At 35.0% G+C, this 16584-nt stretch carries 17 protein-coding genes; 13 read left to right on the top strand and 4 right to left on the bottom strand.

Translation table 11 applies throughout. The annotated features are described in order from the left end of the window. Positions 1-219: 219 nt before the first annotated feature. From CC92_RS0118035 to CC92_RS0118050, 4 genes are all read left to right on the top strand, one after another. Entirely contained in the window at positions 220-423 is a 204-nt protein-coding gene (locus tag CC92_RS0118035) for an alpha/beta-type small acid-soluble spore protein (RefSeq protein ID WP_029505216.1), read from the top strand. 415 nt (positions 424-838) lie between these two features. Then, positions 839-1396: a 16S rRNA (guanine(966)-N(2))-methyltransferase RsmD gene (rsmD, locus tag CC92_RS0118040; protein WP_029505217.1), complete on the top strand. Its 558-nt coding sequence runs from the start codon at positions 839-841 to the stop codon at positions 1394-1396. Positions 1397-1429: 33 nt separating this feature from the next. Beyond that, complete coding sequence (gene coaD / locus CC92_RS0118045) at positions 1430-1921, top strand: pantetheine-phosphate adenylyltransferase (RefSeq protein ID WP_029505218.1); 492 nt, start codon at positions 1430-1432, stop codon at positions 1919-1921. A 1-nt stretch (position 1922) separates the two neighbouring features. After that, complete coding sequence (locus CC92_RS0118050; protein WP_029505219.1) at positions 1923-2594, top strand: ATPase; 672 nt, start codon at positions 1923-1925, stop codon at positions 2592-2594. A gap of 129 nt (positions 2595-2723) precedes the next feature. Here CC92_RS0118050 and CC92_RS0118055 read toward each other — a convergent pair whose 3' ends face one another. Then, positions 2724-3806 (bottom strand): nucleoside recognition domain-containing protein, encoded by a 1083-nt coding sequence (locus CC92_RS0118055; RefSeq protein ID WP_029505220.1) that lies wholly within the window; start codon positions 3804-3806, stop codon positions 2724-2726. A 50-nt stretch (positions 3807-3856) separates the two neighbouring features. Continuing rightward, complete coding sequence (locus CC92_RS0118060; protein WP_029505221.1) at positions 3857-5098, bottom strand: nucleotidyltransferase; 1242 nt, start codon at positions 5096-5098, stop codon at positions 3857-3859. A 386-nt stretch (positions 5099-5484) separates the two neighbouring features. On the opposite strand from CC92_RS0118060, the gene pta reads away from it, so the two are divergent. The 4 genes from pta (at position 5485) to rpmF (ending at position 8912) form a co-directional block, all read left to right on the top strand. Next, positions 5485-6480 (top strand): phosphate acetyltransferase, encoded by a 996-nt coding sequence (pta, locus tag CC92_RS0118065; protein WP_029505222.1) that lies wholly within the window; start codon positions 5485-5487, stop codon positions 6478-6480. A 174-nt stretch (positions 6481-6654) separates the two neighbouring features. Continuing rightward, positions 6655-7842, top strand: a complete 1188-nt coding sequence (locus CC92_RS0118070; protein ID WP_029505223.1) for an acetate/propionate family kinase — start codon at positions 6655-6657, stop codon at positions 7840-7842. Positions 7843-8195: 353 nt separating this feature from the next. Further along, positions 8196-8723, top strand: a complete 528-nt coding sequence (locus CC92_RS0118075) for a YceD family protein (RefSeq protein WP_029505224.1) — start codon at positions 8196-8198, stop codon at positions 8721-8723. Positions 8724-8726: 3 nt separating this feature from the next. After that, a complete protein-coding gene (gene rpmF / locus CC92_RS0118080) occupies positions 8727-8912 on the top strand; it encodes a 50S ribosomal protein L32 (RefSeq protein WP_012199359.1) in 186 nt (61 codons plus the stop codon). Positions 8913-9019: 107 nt separating this feature from the next. Here the strand turns inward: rpmF and CC92_RS0118085 are convergent, their stop codons facing one another. Beyond that, a complete protein-coding gene (locus CC92_RS0118085; RefSeq protein WP_029505225.1) occupies positions 9020-10009 on the bottom strand; it encodes a hypothetical protein in 990 nt (329 codons plus the stop codon). 864 nt (positions 10010-10873) lie between these two features. Beyond that, the gene (locus tag CC92_RS0118095; RefSeq protein ID WP_029505227.1) at positions 10874-12052 is read right to left on the bottom strand and encodes a ribonuclease H-like domain-containing protein; all 1179 of its coding nucleotides are present in this window, start codon (positions 12050-12052) and stop codon (positions 10874-10876) included. A gap of 270 nt (positions 12053-12322) precedes the next feature. On the opposite strand from CC92_RS0118095, the gene cls reads away from it, so the two are divergent. The 5 genes from cls (at position 12323) to CC92_RS0118120 (ending at position 16515) form a co-directional block, all read left to right on the top strand. Continuing rightward, complete coding sequence (cls, locus tag CC92_RS0118100) at positions 12323-13882, top strand: cardiolipin synthase (RefSeq protein ID WP_029505228.1); 1560 nt, start codon at positions 12323-12325, stop codon at positions 13880-13882. Positions 13883-13979: 97 nt separating this feature from the next. Beyond that, entirely contained in the window at positions 13980-14150 is a 171-nt protein-coding gene (locus CC92_RS22685) for a hypothetical protein (protein ID WP_155998538.1), read from the top strand. 102 nt (positions 14151-14252) lie between these two features. Continuing rightward, positions 14253-14864 (top strand): Holliday junction branch migration protein RuvA, encoded by a 612-nt coding sequence (ruvA, locus tag CC92_RS0118110; RefSeq protein WP_029505229.1) that lies wholly within the window; start codon positions 14253-14255, stop codon positions 14862-14864. A 20-nt stretch (positions 14865-14884) separates the two neighbouring features. Beyond that, positions 14885-15892: a Holliday junction branch migration DNA helicase RuvB gene (gene ruvB / locus CC92_RS0118115; protein ID WP_029505230.1), complete on the top strand. Its 1008-nt coding sequence runs from the start codon at positions 14885-14887 to the stop codon at positions 15890-15892. Positions 15893-16101: 209 nt separating this feature from the next. Continuing rightward, positions 16102-16515, top strand: a complete 414-nt coding sequence (locus CC92_RS0118120; protein ID WP_029505231.1) for a cell division protein ZapA — start codon at positions 16102-16104, stop codon at positions 16513-16515. The last annotated feature ends 69 nt before the right edge of the window (positions 16516-16584 follow it).

Here is a 16584-nt window from a genome sequence, read left to right on the forward strand (position 1 = left end):
TGTTATCTGTATCTATATTTAAAAATTTTATATGAAAATATAACAGCAAGAGTTACATCAAAAGCTGTCATTATAACTAAAACATACCAGTGTATTATAAAAATCACTGCATATACTAAGAGCGTAACAAACAACAACATTTTCTGACGAAAAAACAGCTTAGTAATACCGTTTGGTAGACAGCTTAGAGAGTCAGACCATGAAATGGAGGAGTTTATTATGAGTTCTAGCAGAAACCGTGTAGAAGTTCCTGAGGCAAAGGAAGCATTAAATCGTTTTAAGATGGAATGTGCATCTGAACTTGGTGTACCTTTAACTAATGGATATAACGGTAACTTAACATCTTACCAAAATGGTAGCGTAGGTGGACAGATGGTTCGTAAGATGATTAAGGCACAGGAAGAACAGATGGCAGGCAAATAGCCTAAGTAGAGTACAGAAGTAATCTATGGATAAATATTGAGTCATTCTGCTAACCGCAGTAATCTCATAATAAACAGCAACCGGCAGATGTCGGTTGCTGTTTCCGTTGATCTTCCTTAATCGTTCTAATTTTATGAAATAATGGCTAAATACATGGTATGTTTGCACTAAACGTTGAAAAATTGATTGACATTTAGCAAGAATATACTACAATATGATTATATGCAAAATAAAGTAAGTGAATTAAGTTTTTCGATGTTGCATCGATGAAAATTCACTGATTTCTGTATAGGAATCATCGTACATTGAGTAGAATGCCAAACGAATTGTTTAGAATTAAATTCTATCATTGAAAAGGTTACACACTGAATGTAAAAAAAAGTAATTGCAAGAAACCGAAATTGGAGTATAATATATGAGAGTTATCGCTGGAAAAGCTAGGAGAACATTGTTAATAGCCCCTAAGGGATTAGATACTAGACCAACTACAGATCGCACAAAGGAAACATTATTTAATATTCTTCAAGGTGATTTGGCAGACAGTTCTTTTTTAGATTTGTTTAGCGGCAGTGGTGCTATCGGAATAGAAGCTCTTAGTAGAGGCGCAGATTTTGCAGTATTTTCTGATACAAGTAAAGAAGCTGTTGATTGCATTCGGGCAAATATCAAAGCAACCCACATGGAGGGACAGGCTTTGGTATTGCAAAAAGATGCAATTGCAACTATTAAGGAAATGGAAACAGCTGGCAAGGTATTTCAGATTATCTTTATGGATCCACCTTATGATTGTGGTCATGAAAAAATAATTTTACAAATGTTAGAGAAATCTAGCATTATTGATGAGGATACGATAATAGTGGTAGAGGCCTCTTTGGCAACGAAATTTGATTACTTAAAGACAAGTAGGTTTCGCGTATACAGAGAAAAAGAATATAAAACAAATAAACATGTTTTTATAGAAGTGATAGGCTAAGGAACCGTCGATCCCATAGTTTGGAGGAATTTGATGAAAATAGGGATATATCCGGGCAGCTTTGACCCAGTTACATTAGGACATCTGGATGTAATAAAAAGGTCTGCGAAAATTATGGATGAATTAGTGATTGGAGTATTAGCGAATAGTTCCAAAACACCGTTATTTACAGTGGAAGATAGAGTAAAGTTAATTGAATGTGTGGTAAAAGACATACCGAATGTAAAGGTAATGGCCTTTGATGGTTTAACGGTAGATTTTGCGAAAAAGTTAGGTGCTAAATTTTTAATTCGTGGCTTGCGTGCTATTACTGATTTTGAATACGAATTACAAATTGCTCAAACAAATCACAAATTAGATGAGGAAATTGATACGGTATTCTTTACAACGAGTGTAGAATATTCTTATTTAAGCTCCAGTATTGTAAAGGAGATAGCTAGTTATGGCGGTGACATATCGAAATTTGTCCCAAAAAGTATTATTCAAGTGATTTATGACAAATACAATAGAAAGAGGAGTGAATAAGATGGGTATCAGCAGAATCGAACAATTGATTGAGGATATATATGAGTTTGTAGAGAGTTGCAAGATGCAACCACTTTCACAGACGAAGGTAATCGTACCGAAAGATCAGTTATATGATTTGCTAGATGAGCTGAGACTTCGCACGCCGGATGAAATCAAGCGCTATCAAAAGATTATTGCAAACCGTGATGCTATCATAGCGGATGCAGAGCAAAAGGCACTATCGATTCAAGCTGAAGCGAAGGAAAAGGCGAAAAATCTAATTAATGAGAATGAGATTATGCAGCAAGCTTATTATCAGGCAAATGAGATGGTAAGTAATGCAAGTGCTCAAGCAGAAGCTGTCTTAAAAAGTGCAAATGATGATGCAGAGCAAATTCGTGAAGGAGCACTCGCATATACGAATGAGATTCTTTCAGACGTTGAGAAAATATTATCGAATGCGTATGAAAGCACTCGACAAAAATCTGAGACCTTAGTAAGCTCGTTAAAGACAAGTCTTGATATCGTTATTAATAACAAGCGTGAAATTGTTGAATCACTCACTCCACAGCAGGATTTCGCAGCTCCAACGCAAGAATACCGAAAGGAAGAACAACAACAATCGCAAGATGAATATGACGACGGCGACTTTGACTTCGATGAGAATACTTTTTTAGAAGATATTGATTAAATAGTAATCCTATTATTAAAAACCTATATAGTTAATCTGCTTAAGCAGTTGATACATTCAATAGTGAGTTAGCGTACAACTATCGCATAGATAACTTAGCTAGCTACGCTACTATTGAGGTTCTATTGACTATAGTAATAGTACTACATATAGGATACTAAGTGCAAAGGCACAAACCATACTTAATGTTTTAGTAATAAAATATTGGAATAACGATAATCCTGATGTGTTAATGACACTTTTGGTCTGAGCGAAACCTGATAGCCCACCAAAAGCTGTGATTGTGGTAATCAGGATTATTTTTATTGGCTCAGAAAGGTGGATGCGTGTTAATTGATCAATTCCTGTTGTAATCTCCAAAATTGCTGAGATGAAGGCTGCCGCTATGGTAGGTAGTAACTTTAGATGAAGTAGAAGGCTTGCTAAGACTGAAAATAAGATAATATAACCTCCTACTTTGGTAACAACCTCAAACCCACTTAAGATAGCATCATCGAGCATTTGGAATTCAAAGCTGTGTCTTTGTTTTATTTTCGAGGAATTTTGTTGATTAATTTTCTGATCGTTAATAGGGTTGGTCTCTTCTGCTAGCTGAAAAGCTTGTATAAGAGATTGATTTTGATATGTTTTTTTCATGAACCTTTTATTGGATAGAGATTCTTTTATGTAGTAAACGATAAGTGAACTAACAGCAGAAGAAGTAAAGAGCACGATTAATAATATGATACCGAGGTCAGGCCGTTTTAACTTTGATGCAGCAATATAGCTCATAATAAACATAGGGCTTGCATTGTTGCATAGTGCACATAAAAATTGAGCTTCTTTTTTTGAGATTAACTCTTGATCAAGCATATCGGCTGTCGTCTTAGCACCTACAGGGATACCAGAGAGAAATCCGATAAAAATCGGATAACATCCCTCTTTACTGATGGGAAATAGATACTTTAATACCGGATATAAGAATACCGACACTGCTTTTGTAACACGAAGTCGTATTAACAGGCCAGATAATATCATAAATGGCAGGAGTGCTGGTAATACAGTTTCAAACCATAGCATTAGCCCGGATTTTGCACCCTCAAGGGAAGCCATCGGAAAAGTAAGCATCAACACTAATAAAAGTAATAAACTACCCTTTAGTAGCCGGCTTTTTCCAAAAAAATTAGAAAGGATGCTTTCCTTGTTATATTTTATTTCTTGATTTTGCTTCATACAACACCATGTCACATACTATTTATAAAATCTATGTGGAAATTAACAAACTATTCCTTTAGAATTACAGGACCATGGGTATATTCATTCGAAGGTACTGTATGAAATTTTTGAACTATCATTTGATGATACAAATGAGTTGCACGAACGTCTTGTTCGAATAATTCATATTCTTCTTGATTTAAAAGTTGTTTCGCATTGGCCACCTTCACAATAAGAGGAATCTTATTTTCCTTGGTAGCAGTTCGAAGAAGTGAGGTTGCACCTGTCCGAAAACCAAGAATGCGACCATAACAATTTTCAATATTTTGTGTCTTTGGTATGGAAAGCAGGATATGAAGTAATCCGCGATTGATTCTTGTTAAGGTCAATTCTTTTGTTTTTAGCGACAGACAGAAGTCATCGTATGTCTTTGCATAGGTTAGATTTTTCGTAATCCTATTTGCTAGTTCTGGTGTTACATCTGCAAAGGAAGTAAGAGCTTCTTCCTGAGTCATGCTCAATTTATAATATAAAAGAGAAGTAAAATCATTACGAAAGATAGGATAGGTTTTTTGATATTCCTGGCTTAATATAGCTTTCGTTTCTAGCGGCAGATTATCTGGTAATGAAAATAAGTCATCGTTTGTTAAAACACTGCGAATTGCTGTTGCAGATGCATTCGGAAGTGAAATGTCACTATCATGATAATTAGCACCTTGTCGCTTGATGGTGATTGCGTTAATTCTACTCTTTCTTTTCCGAATTGCTTTCATATACTCAATGCCCAAAATATTATTCGGAGAACTCAAAAGAAGTTCGAATGAGGCAGGATTATACCCATTGATATCCTTTAATCTCATATAATTTAGGAGTGCTTTCGTTCTTGCTTTTGGGAAGGAAAGACCTGATTTTAATTCCTTTTTCAATTCTTGCTGATAAGAGGGTGGTTCTTCTAATAAAATATCTGCTAGCTGTGTAAGCATCTTGATATCTCCACATTCGCTACCAAAGCAGACATAGTCTACAAAACCTAACCGATCAAGGATTGAAATCCCTGCATAAGCAAAAGCCTCAGCACTCGCAGTAGCATAAGAAACTGGAAGTTCGATGACAAGATCGGCACCATGAGTAAGAGCCATTCTAGTTCTGGCATATTTATCTATAATCGCAGGAATACCACGTTGTACAAAATTACCACTCATAACTACAACCACTTTGGTCGCACCTGTAAGTAGCTTAGCCTGTTCCAATTGATATAGATGTCCTTGGTGAAAAGGATTATATTCCGCTATGATTCCAACTGTTTTCATTTTTAATCTCCATTCTATCGCGCCCTGCAAATTTGAAAAAGTCAATTTTGTTCATCTTCATGAAATGTGAAACTCTTTTTTAGCTCCTCTGTTTCCTATCGCTACTAGTTTTTAACTTCTCTATGTGCTTTATTCCACATAATTTCTTAGGTTTTTATGAACTTTCTCTTAAAAGTAGACAAAATGTAAGCGTTTACATAATTTGCTCTTGTATCTCTTGATAGATAGTATTATAATAAAAAATGGTTGTTTTGTGAAGAATAGTTCTTATAGAAAATAATCAAGGTCTTTTTCAGTAATTACAGAGGCAGATTATGACAGTTCTAATCGCAAAACGAAGGATAATAATATTAGGTGCTATACATATAGACTGAAAGGAGTTTATTATGGGATTTATTGATGACATCAAGGCGAGAGCGAAACAGAGTATTAAGACTATTGTTTTACCTGAAAGTATGGACAGAAGAACATTTGAAGCAGCTGCAAAGACTTTAGAAGAGGGTAATGCAAACGTAATTATTATCGGTAGTGAGGAAGAAGTTAAGAAGAATTCAGAAGGTCTTGACATCACGGGAGCTACAATAGTAGACCCTAAGACATCGGACAAGCTTCCAGCTTATATTGATAAGCTTGTAGAACTAAGACAAGCAAAAGGCATGACCCCTGAGAAAGCAAAAGAGCTTTTAACAACTGACTATATCACATATGGTGTAATGATGGTTAAGATGGGTGATGCAGATGGTTTAGTATCTGGTGCTTGTCACTCTACAGCTGATACATTAAGACCATGTCTTCAGATTTTAAAAACTGCTCCAAATACTAAGTTAGTTTCTGCTTTCTTCGTAATGGTAGTACCTAATTGTGATATGGGCGCAAATGGAACTTTCCTTTTCTCCGATGCTGGATTAAATCAGAATCCAAATGCAGAAGAGTTAGCAGCAATTGCAGGCTCCACAGCGAAGAGTTTCGAACAATTAGTTGGTTCCGAACCTGTTGTAGCTATGCTTTCTCATTCCACAAAGGGAAGTGCAAAGCATGCAGATGTTGATAAGGTTGTGGAAGCAACGAAACTTGCACAGGAATTATATCCAGAATATAAGATTGATGGTGAGTTCCAGTTAGATGCAGCAATCGTACCTAGTGTAGGTGCTTCTAAGGCTCCTAACAGTGATATTGCTGGTAAAGCTAACGTATTAATCTTCCCTGATCTTGATGCTGGTAACATCGGTTATAAGTTAACACAGCGTCTTGCTAAAGCAGAAGCTTATGGACCATTAACTCAGGGTATTGCAGCACCAGTAAACGATTTATCCAGAGGATGTTCTTCTGATGATATCGTTGGTGTTATTGCAATCACTGCAGTTCAGGCTCAAAACAAATAAGTAGTTAGGAAAACGTATTTTCAATTTCTTAATTGGAAATTTCATTAGCTAAGTTGATAGAATAGATAGTATAAGAATCATTATACTGGGGGAACGATATAGAAGAAACGTTTTCTACGTAAATCTATGTTGCCCCGTGATAAATGAATTAACCACATAATAAGGAGAAATACAATGAAAGTTTTAGTTATTAATTGCGGAAGTTCTTCCCTTAAATATCAGTTGATCGATTCTGAGACAGAACAAGCTTTAGCAGTTGGCCTTTGCGAAAGAATCGGTATTGATGGACGTCTTACTCATAAGGCAGAAGGTGGAGAGAAGGTTGTTCTTGAGGATGCCCTTCCAAACCATGAGGTTGCTATTAAAAATGTAATCGCTGCTCTTACCAATGAAAATTATGGTGTGATTAAGTCCCTAGATGAAATCAATGCAGTAGGTCACAGAGTAGTACATGGTGGTGAGAAATTTGCTCATTCTGTAGTAATCAATGATGAGGTATTAAAGGCAATTGAAGAATGTAATGATCTTGCACCATTACACAACCCAGCAAACCTTATTGGTATCAATGCATGTAAATCAATTATGCCAAATGTACCTATGGTAGCTGTTTTTGATACTGCATTCCATCAGACAATGCCAAAAGAAGCTTATCTATATGGTATTCCACATGAGTACTATGATAAATACAAGGTGAGAAGATATGGTTTCCACGGAACAAGTCATAGCTATGTTTCCAAACGTGCTATTAAGCTTGCTGGTTTAGATCCAAAGAACTCAAAAGTTATCGTTTGTCATCTTGGTAATGGAGCATCTATCTCTGCAGTTAAAAATGGTGAGTCCGTAGATACTAGTATGGGTCTTACACCGCTGGAAGGTTTAATTATGGGAACAAGAAGTGGTGATCTTGATCCTGCAATCATTGATTTCATCGCAAAGAAAGAAAACTTATCTTTAGATGAAGTTATGAATGTCTTAAATAAAAAATCTGGTGTATTAGGTATGTCTGGCGTATCTTCTGACTTTAGAGATATCGAAGCAGCAGCGAATGAAGGAAATGAGCATGCAAAAGAAGCTTTAGCTGTATTTGCTTATCGTGTTGCTAAGTATGTTGGTTCGTATATTACAGCAATGAATGGTGTAGATGCTGTTGTATTTACAGCAGGTCTTGGTGAAAATGATAAGAATGTAAGAGCAGCTGTATGCTCACACCTTGAATTCCTTGGTGTATCATTAGATACAGAGAAGAATAGCCAGAGAGGAAAAGAGTTAATTATCTCTAATCCTGATTCTAAGGTTAAGATTATGGTTATCCCAACAAACGAAGAACTAGCAATCTGTAGAGAAGTTGTTGAATTAGTGTAATATATTGTAGATCCTGGTAACCCTTGTCTGAATGAATCATCATGTTACTATGGAATAATTGTTCATAGTAACTCATAAGAGAAGTATTTATTTTGTTATAGACAAATAAGAAAGTGCATGTTTCGTTACATCTTCCTTATTTGTCTATAGCTTTCCTAATGCTAGTAGCTTCTAAGCTTTGGAAACCGGGATTGTCTATCATAGGAAAGAACGATAATGGAAGTAAATGTGGTTACACAATTCTGACATTTTATGCAGTTAGGAGTTGACAAACCTTTTTCAAGCGTTTATAATACTAACAGTGTGAATTTTTGGGCGCTTACATTATGCGTTTTTTTAGACAGGAGTTACTTATGCTGATACAAATGTCTGAAGTCATGAATGTTCCTAATGGTGTCAAAGAATACAATCTACCGATTGAATTTGATGTGTTCGAATTACATGGTGAATTCTATTCTATCACTCATAAAGAACCGGTCAAGCTTAGATTAACGAATCTAGGTGACCGAAAGATTCTGGTGGAAGCAAAAACGAAATTAGCGTTAGCCGTTCCTTGTGATCGTTGTTTAAAGGAAGTAACCATTCCTTATGACATCGATGTGGCTACAGAGATTGATTTCTCTAAGACGGAGGAACAGCGTACCGAGGATTTAGATGAAACAAATTTTGTTACCGGATATGATTTAGACGTAGATAAACTTATCTATGAAGAAGTCTTGATTGGTTTCCCAATGAAGGTTCTGTGCAAAGAAGACTGTAAAGGAATCTGCAAGGTCTGCGGTGCTAACCTTAATAAAGGGGAGTGCGGATGTGACCGTACAGAGCTAGACCCAAGAATGTCTGCTATCCGAGATATTTTTAACAAGTTTAAGGAGGTGTAATCAATGGGAGCTATTTGTCCAAAGAATAAACATTCCAAAGCTAGAAGAGATAGTCGTCGTGCAAACTGGAAGATGACTGCTCCAAACTTAGTGAAATGCAGCAAGTGTGGTGCACTTATGATGCCTCATAGAGTTTGTAAAGCTTGTGGATCTTACAACAAGAAAGAGATCATTGCTACAGCTGAGTAATGCTGATGTAGATAAATCAAGGGTTTGAGATATCAGGCTCTTGATTTTTTTATGTTTTTAACCCAATTGACTTTTCAAAAATTTAATCTCAACTGCCTTAACTTATTTTATTTAATTATCATGTTGTTATATTCATTTATTCCAATATGATTTACCCCTGTTCTAGTGTGATAATAAACGTTGTTCGCTTTAAAAGTGTTAAGTGGTTTTATAATATTATATCGTACTATTATATTCTTACATATTCCATCTTTTGTATTTATTGAATCTTTTTTCTTGCCAAGTTTATCATAGCCATAAGTGCTGTTATTAATCAATACAAATCTAGCAAATCCTTCAGAATAGCAATCCTCGATGATCACATTATTCATAGCTGTAAGATGAATTGCACACCCTGTTTCATTTGTTCTATCACCAATAAATCTGCATTCTTTTATTGTGATATTCTCATGGAATCTGTTTACAGGCTGACAGTGATTTCCTATACAATAAGGCGCACTTGGTCTTGATTTAGATTTTCCAAATTCACAATTAGTATATTTAATACTCTTGCACACTGTATTATCATAGCACTTTGACCCACTCTTATGAAAAAAAATAGCAGACTCAGATGAAAAGTCAATTTGACTAAACTCTCTATAGTTAGCATTCCTATCAGCAACATAGCCTAGTAATTGTGAACTTTCAATTGTTACATTGCATGATCCGTTAATCTCTAATCCATGAAAATATATTGTGTCTTCAATACTACAATTTGATATTAAAATGTTGTTACAGTGCCATAAAGTAAGTCCATTACATTTACACGCTCCATATTTACTATACATTTGTTCTATTTTTAAATCATAAATTTGAACGTTCCTAATCCCATTATATCCAATCGTATTTGGAGTAGTATATGACATCAATATATTGTGAATTGGGGCAGACATTTGAAGTGTTGCCCCATTAAATTTAAAAATATTATTACTATTAAAGTACAATGTTTCGGTTACTTTATATACGGCTTTTTCAAATATAACAACATTCCCTGTGTTCATAAGAGCGGATTTAATTTTATTAATAGAATCTGTTTTCTTAATATATATTGTTCCCATACGAATCACCTATCTATATTGAAATATTCCAATAGTATTTAAAATCCCCAAATCAAATCCAGTTTGTGATAGGCATACTTCTTATAACAATAATTACGTAAAGACTGATTATATAGATTTTAGTTAACTAATGTTTTATAGTTTGTTATTATTATATTTCTTTTTGGTTCAGATGCCATTCAATACCTCTATAAATAAAAAAAGAATAGAAAAATCTATCCTATAATTAGTTGCTTATTTTATTTTTGGGGAATAATTTGTTGACAGATGATTTAATCAATATGTTAACCCAATCGCCATGTCAAACTTATCCCCCCATTTATTGGACATTTGTTTTGTCTAACAAAAAGGGGGGCTAACAAATAAAGTGTCTTTTTAATATTAATTAATTTTAGTATTGCTCATTTGAGTTGTCATTGTTACTGTTTAATTTTCTATCTATATTTTTCAGAACTTCAATTATTTCTCCTAAACCATATATAAGGAACGAGGAGATAGTACCTCCAAGAAACAATACAATAGGCTGTATAAAACGAATTAGTATGTTGATATTATACTTATAATAATGAACATTAAGTTTAGCGTTAGAATCAATAATGATTACAGACCATATTACAGTAAGTACAACAGATAACCAAAATATGAATTTCGCAAAAGATTTTAATGTATTTTGAATATTATTAAACATATACTTCCCTCCCATATTTTTCTTTATTATATACTAATTGATAAAATATGGCAAATATATATGTGTTTTCTATATTTAAATAAGACTATTTAAAATGTGAGTAAAATCTTAGGAAAAAATCCAAGTGATACTTTTAAATAAGTGCTAATTTCATAGGAAAAAAACCAAACGATACTTTAGAAATACGAGCGAAGGAAATCGCTAGCAATCTTATCACTCTCTTGGCTTAGTAGTTCTTTTGTAACCTCAAAAAACTGTTGTTTTTGCTTTCTTTCTACGCGAAAACTAGGTGTAAACATTGCATAGGACTGAGGTAAAAAGTACCCAGTTTTTTTTATATAGCAAGTGTCAGGTTTTGCATTCTGTCGATATTCTTTTTCTACATATTCTCCGACACTTTTATGGACAGCTGTGTCTTCTAATGGAAGGTAATAATAGTCTTTGTAGTTATCAAAGAAGAATTTTAAGGAGCCATGATAGAAAGTAATGGAGATACATCCTTCGTTCTCACGGGTAGTTAGAGTAAGAGGATAATTACTATCCATTACCTCATAGTTTGATTCTAACGTAAGTGAGGAAGGGAGTTGGTTATTAATTTTAAAGTAAAAGTTTACTGCCTTCTCAGTAACCTCCCATTTGTCTATAACAATATTGCCCTCAAATAGCTTTACATAGGATAATATTGGTAAGATGAGTGGTAGATTCTTTATATCTTCAGAGTTATGGAGAAGTAGTAATTGTCTTAGCGTACCTGAATCACTTTTTTCTATGCTAGGAAGTCCAGAAACTGGAGATACTTGATAATGAGAAGCACCAGATGAGTGCTTTTTTTCATAAGAATAAAGTGCAAGGAATTTGGTATAAACGGAGATTAATTCACCTCCAGAATATTGATCTTTACGCTTTATCTGTAAAAAATCTTCCACAGTCTTTAGTTTTAAATTCGCCATCGGTAACTTTTTTTTATAGGGAATTAATTTCTTATAGATATCAAAACTAATGAAATGATCAAAATTATAAGGTAGCTGATAGGTGGAACATTTCTGCAACAAATACGGTATATCAAACCCCGAGCCGTTATAGTGAACTAACAACCGATAGGATTTTAAAAATTCAAAAAAATTGGTCAAAAGTTCCTTCTCTTCTCTTATATCCTCCATAAACCATTGACGAAGTATTAAGGTAGATTGGTTTAGATAGGCGCATCCGATAAGGTAAACATAAGAAATTGCTGCGGAAAAGCCTGTAGTTTCAATATCAAAGAATAAGATTTCTTGTTTTGAAACGATATTAGAGGTTAGTAACGTAATGTCAAAGTCGAAAGATGTTGCTATTGGGGTTTCAATGATTTGCATAATATGGCTCCTTTCACATAGAGTATTGTAGCAAATTCGAGGATTAGATTCAATAGAAGGAAGAATACGATAAGAGAGGTTTTTAATTTACTTATAATGTAATAACTACTAATCTGTGGTATAATAGGGTATATGTAAAAGTATGCGTCACGAACTTTTTCTTGTCATGTACCATATGCAAGTTTGATGGGTTAAACCAAACGTGATCTTAAACAATAGTAAGTAAGGATAGGGGATTATCCACTTGCTACATAGAAATGGAGAGTAGGAATGGGGAACGATTTTAAAGATAAAAAGGGGTTTGTAAAGAGCTATCTTAGCGGATTTCTTCGAGCAGCGGTTGTTGCATCATTAGTTATGATACAATTCGCTGGGATTGTGTTATTATCCATATGGCTTAGAGGATATTCTTTTTATATTTATACCGTAATTGAAATCTTAAGTATCGTTATTATCTTAAGTTTAATTAACGATAACAGGAGTCCTTCTTATAAGATTGCATGGATTTGTATTATTTTAGTACTACCTTTAACTGGTCACATTATGTATGCCTTATGGGGAAAATCTGGTTCAAAGAAGAAAATTGAGAAGAAGGTGTTAGGGAAACTTCGTCATGGTGCAACATTTTATGAGTATAGTGAAGATACAATGAGAGAGTTTCAGAGCAGATATCCTACCAAAACTCGAATGGTAAAATATCTAGAAGCACATTCTTTTCCATTGTTTCAGAATAATGAAGTAGAATATTATCCAATGGGTGAAGATACATTTAAAGCGATTATAAAAGACATAGGGGAAGCAAAGAAGTTTATCATGGTTAACTTCTTTATTGTTGGTGAGGGACTTCTTTGGAATCAAATCCATGATCTTTTGGTAAGAAAGATTTCAGAGGGCGTTGAAGTGATGTTTATGTATGATGACTTCGGTGCGATGCTTAGAACCCCAAAGAATTTTAGGCGTATTCTCGAATCTGAAGGATTTAAGGTTCAGGTTTTTAACCCAATACACAAATACACAGAGAAATTATATATGAATTATCGAAGTCACCAAAAAATCATTGTGGTTGATGGAAATATAGGCTATACTGGAGGTATGAATCTAGCTGACGAGTACGTGAACCTTGTAGACCGATTTGGGACATGGAAGGACAATGCAATTCGTATCGAAGGAGATGCAGTATGGGGGCTCACGGTAACCTTTTTACAGATGTGGGAAGTATGCGCGGATTGTACACTCCTGGATTATACACCATATCGCCCAACCAAAAAATTCCCAAAGAATCAGGTCTTTTGTCAGGTTATGTCCGATGGTCCTGCAAATAATCCGCAGAATCCAATCGAATCGATTTATAAGCAGATGATTCATTATTCAAAAAAGTATCTGTATGTAACTACTCCTTATCTGGTATTAGAGCCTGATATGCAGGAGGCTTTGGTAGCAGCAGCAAAAAGTGGAATTGATGTTCGTATTATAACTCCACACATTCCAGATAAAAAGAGTGTAAAGATAGTTACTAATTATAATTATGGAAAACTATTAGAAGCCGGAATAAGAATTTATGAGTATCTTCCAGGGTTTATTCATGCGAAGACTATTATAAATGAAGACTGCGGTATTGTTGGAACCATAAATATGGATTATCGTAGTTTTTATTTACATTATGAATGTGGTGTTTTTATGTGTAATAGTGATGTAATTGCTACCATCAAAGAGGACTTGCTTAAAACTATGGAAGAGTGTCGTGAGGTAACCTATGAAGAATGGAAGAATCGCCCTTGGCATACGAAATTAGTGCAACAGATACTTAATTTATTTGCTACCATAATGTAGAAGGAGATAAGAACTAATGCATTTATGTATGTGCCGACACTGCCATAAGGTTTTTAGGCATCGAATGATAAAAAGCGTTTGCGAGGAGTGTAAAGCGTTGGATGACGAGTTATTCGCACGAATCGAACAATATCTATTAGAGTATCCAAACAGTAATGCAATCCAAATTGCAGACGCACTGAAAATACAGCCGTTAGAGGTGATATCCTTTATTGATGAAGGTAGGTTAACCATGGTAGAAGGAACATTTGAACGGCTAGAAGATTAAGAGGAAAAACATTGTTTTACATCTACAATTGGTGCCGGAGTAGGGAGCAGATCTTACTAGGCAATAGGGTACCAGAATAGATGTTAGAATGAGAGGAATGAAATGTTAGCATTTGTACAAGGCGAATTGGCTGAGGTAAAAGAAAATTATGTTGTCGTAGATAATCATGGAATGGGGTATGAGATATTTATTCCACATACGGTCCATTCCTATTTGCCTGCGATTGGAGATAAAGTTAAATTCCATACGTATCTACAAGTAAAGGAAGATGGTATGGCACTGTTTGGCTTCTTAAATCGTGAAGATTTATTTATGTTTAAGTTGTTGATTACAGTGAATGGTATCGGTCCTAAAGGAGCAATTGGAATATTATCGGCAATTTCAACCGATGATTTACGGTTTGCTGTATTAGCGGAAGATGTGAAAGCAATATCAAAGGCACCAGGGATTGGTACAAAGACAGCAAGCAAATTGATTTTAGAATTGAAGGATAAGTTTAAATTAGACGATGCTTTCGAAGCAAGTTTCCAGTCGAAGCAGATGGCATCTGCTGGAGGGCAAGGAAATAATGAGGGAATTCGAGAGGAAGCCGTTCAGGCATTGGTAGCCCTTGGATATTCTGCAACGGATGCTCTTAAAGCTGTTAAAGCAGTAGAAATCACATCAAATATGACGTCAGAGGATGTGCTTAAGTTAAGTTTGCGTAATTTTTAAAAGACGGATAGAGGTACACTATGGCAAAGAGAATGATAACAACTGAGCTGATGGAGGAGGATGTTAAGTTAGAAAGTAATCTCCGCCCCCAGTTGCTTAAGGATTATATCGGACAAAAAAAGGCAAAGGAGAATCTAAAGGTCTATATTGAGGCTGCGAAGCAAAGGAAGGAGTCTTTAGATCATGTATTATTCTTTGGACCACCTGGACTTGGAAAAACTACTTTAGCTGGGATCATAGCCAATGAAATGGGAGTTAATTTAAAGACCACAGCTGGACCAGCAATTGAAAAGCCAGGAGATATGGCAGCAATATTAAACAATCTTCAAGAGGGAGATGTGTTATTTATAGATGAAATTCACCGGTTGAATCGAGTGGTGGAGGAATTATTATATCCTGCGATGGAAGATTATGTAATTGATATCGTGATAGGAAAAGGTGCCACTGCAAAGTCAATCCGCTTGGATTTGCCTAGATTTACATTAGTCGGTGCAACCACAAGAGCAGGTATGTTAACCGCTCCTCTTCGTGATCGTTTTGGAGTAGTAAATCGTTTGGAGTTTTATACAACGGAAGAATTAAAGCAAATTATTACACGCTCTGCCAAGGTATTACAAGTAGATATCGATGATCTTGGAGCTACTGAACTTGCAAGGCGTTCTCGTGGAACTCCAAGATTAGCAAATCGACTACTTAAAAGAGTCAGAGATTTTGCGCAGGTGAAATATGACGGTCGTATTACCGAAGAAGTAGCTCGTTTTGCACTCGATATATTAGAAGTAGACAAGCTAGGGTTAGATCATATTGATCGTCAGATTCTAGTTACAATGATTGAAAAATTCTCTGGTGGGCCAGTTGGAATTGATGCAATTGCAACGACAATAGGAGAAGATTCTGGGACAGTGGAAGAAGTATACGAACCATACTTAGTACAGAATGGGTTAATCCTTCGTACACCACGTGGAAGAGTTGTTACAGAGGCGGCCTATTTACATTGTGGTTTACCATATGAGAATAAGGAATTGTAACTTAATATAATGAGCCAAGCGATATGTTAAAATAAAAGAAAGCTATTGTCAAGCTATGGACTTATGCGTATAATTAGGTTATTAGAAATCATTCCAATGATAATTATTCCATTGCCATACATTTGTTTATGACATCAGCTACCAAAGATAATTATTCTGAGTTTGCCAGACGTATATGAATTATTTATGATTCTAGAAAAGAGGACGGTATGAACAAGAGGACGGATATTGAAGTAATTATTAATAACAAACGATACACTCTCGGGGGATATGAGAGTGAAGAATATTTACAAAAAGTAGCAACTTATATTAATAATAAATATGCGGAATTTAAGAAACAAGATTTTTACCGTTCGCTGGATGCTGAGATGAGAAATGTGCTGATGAATATAAACATTGCAGATGATTATTTTAAACTGAAAAAGCAACTGCAACAAGTAGATGCGGAATCGGATAAAAAAAGCGAAGAAATCTTTGACTTAAAGCATGAAATCATTTTGTTACAGACGAAACTTGAGAGTGCACAGAATGAATTGGCAGCAACAAAATCAGAGCACTTAGAAGAGCAAAAAAAGGTGATTCGTCTAGAAACAGAATTAAATGAGAGCAGAAAAAATAGATAACATAATAAAATTTATCAGAAACTGTAAAGCTAATTTTTTCGTTTTGATAATATGAGATACAAGAGGAGT

Source organism: Lachnoclostridium phytofermentans (assembly GCF_000733755.1).
Lineage (GTDB): Bacteria > Bacillota > Clostridia > Lachnospirales > Lachnospiraceae > Lachnoclostridium > Lachnoclostridium phytofermentans_A.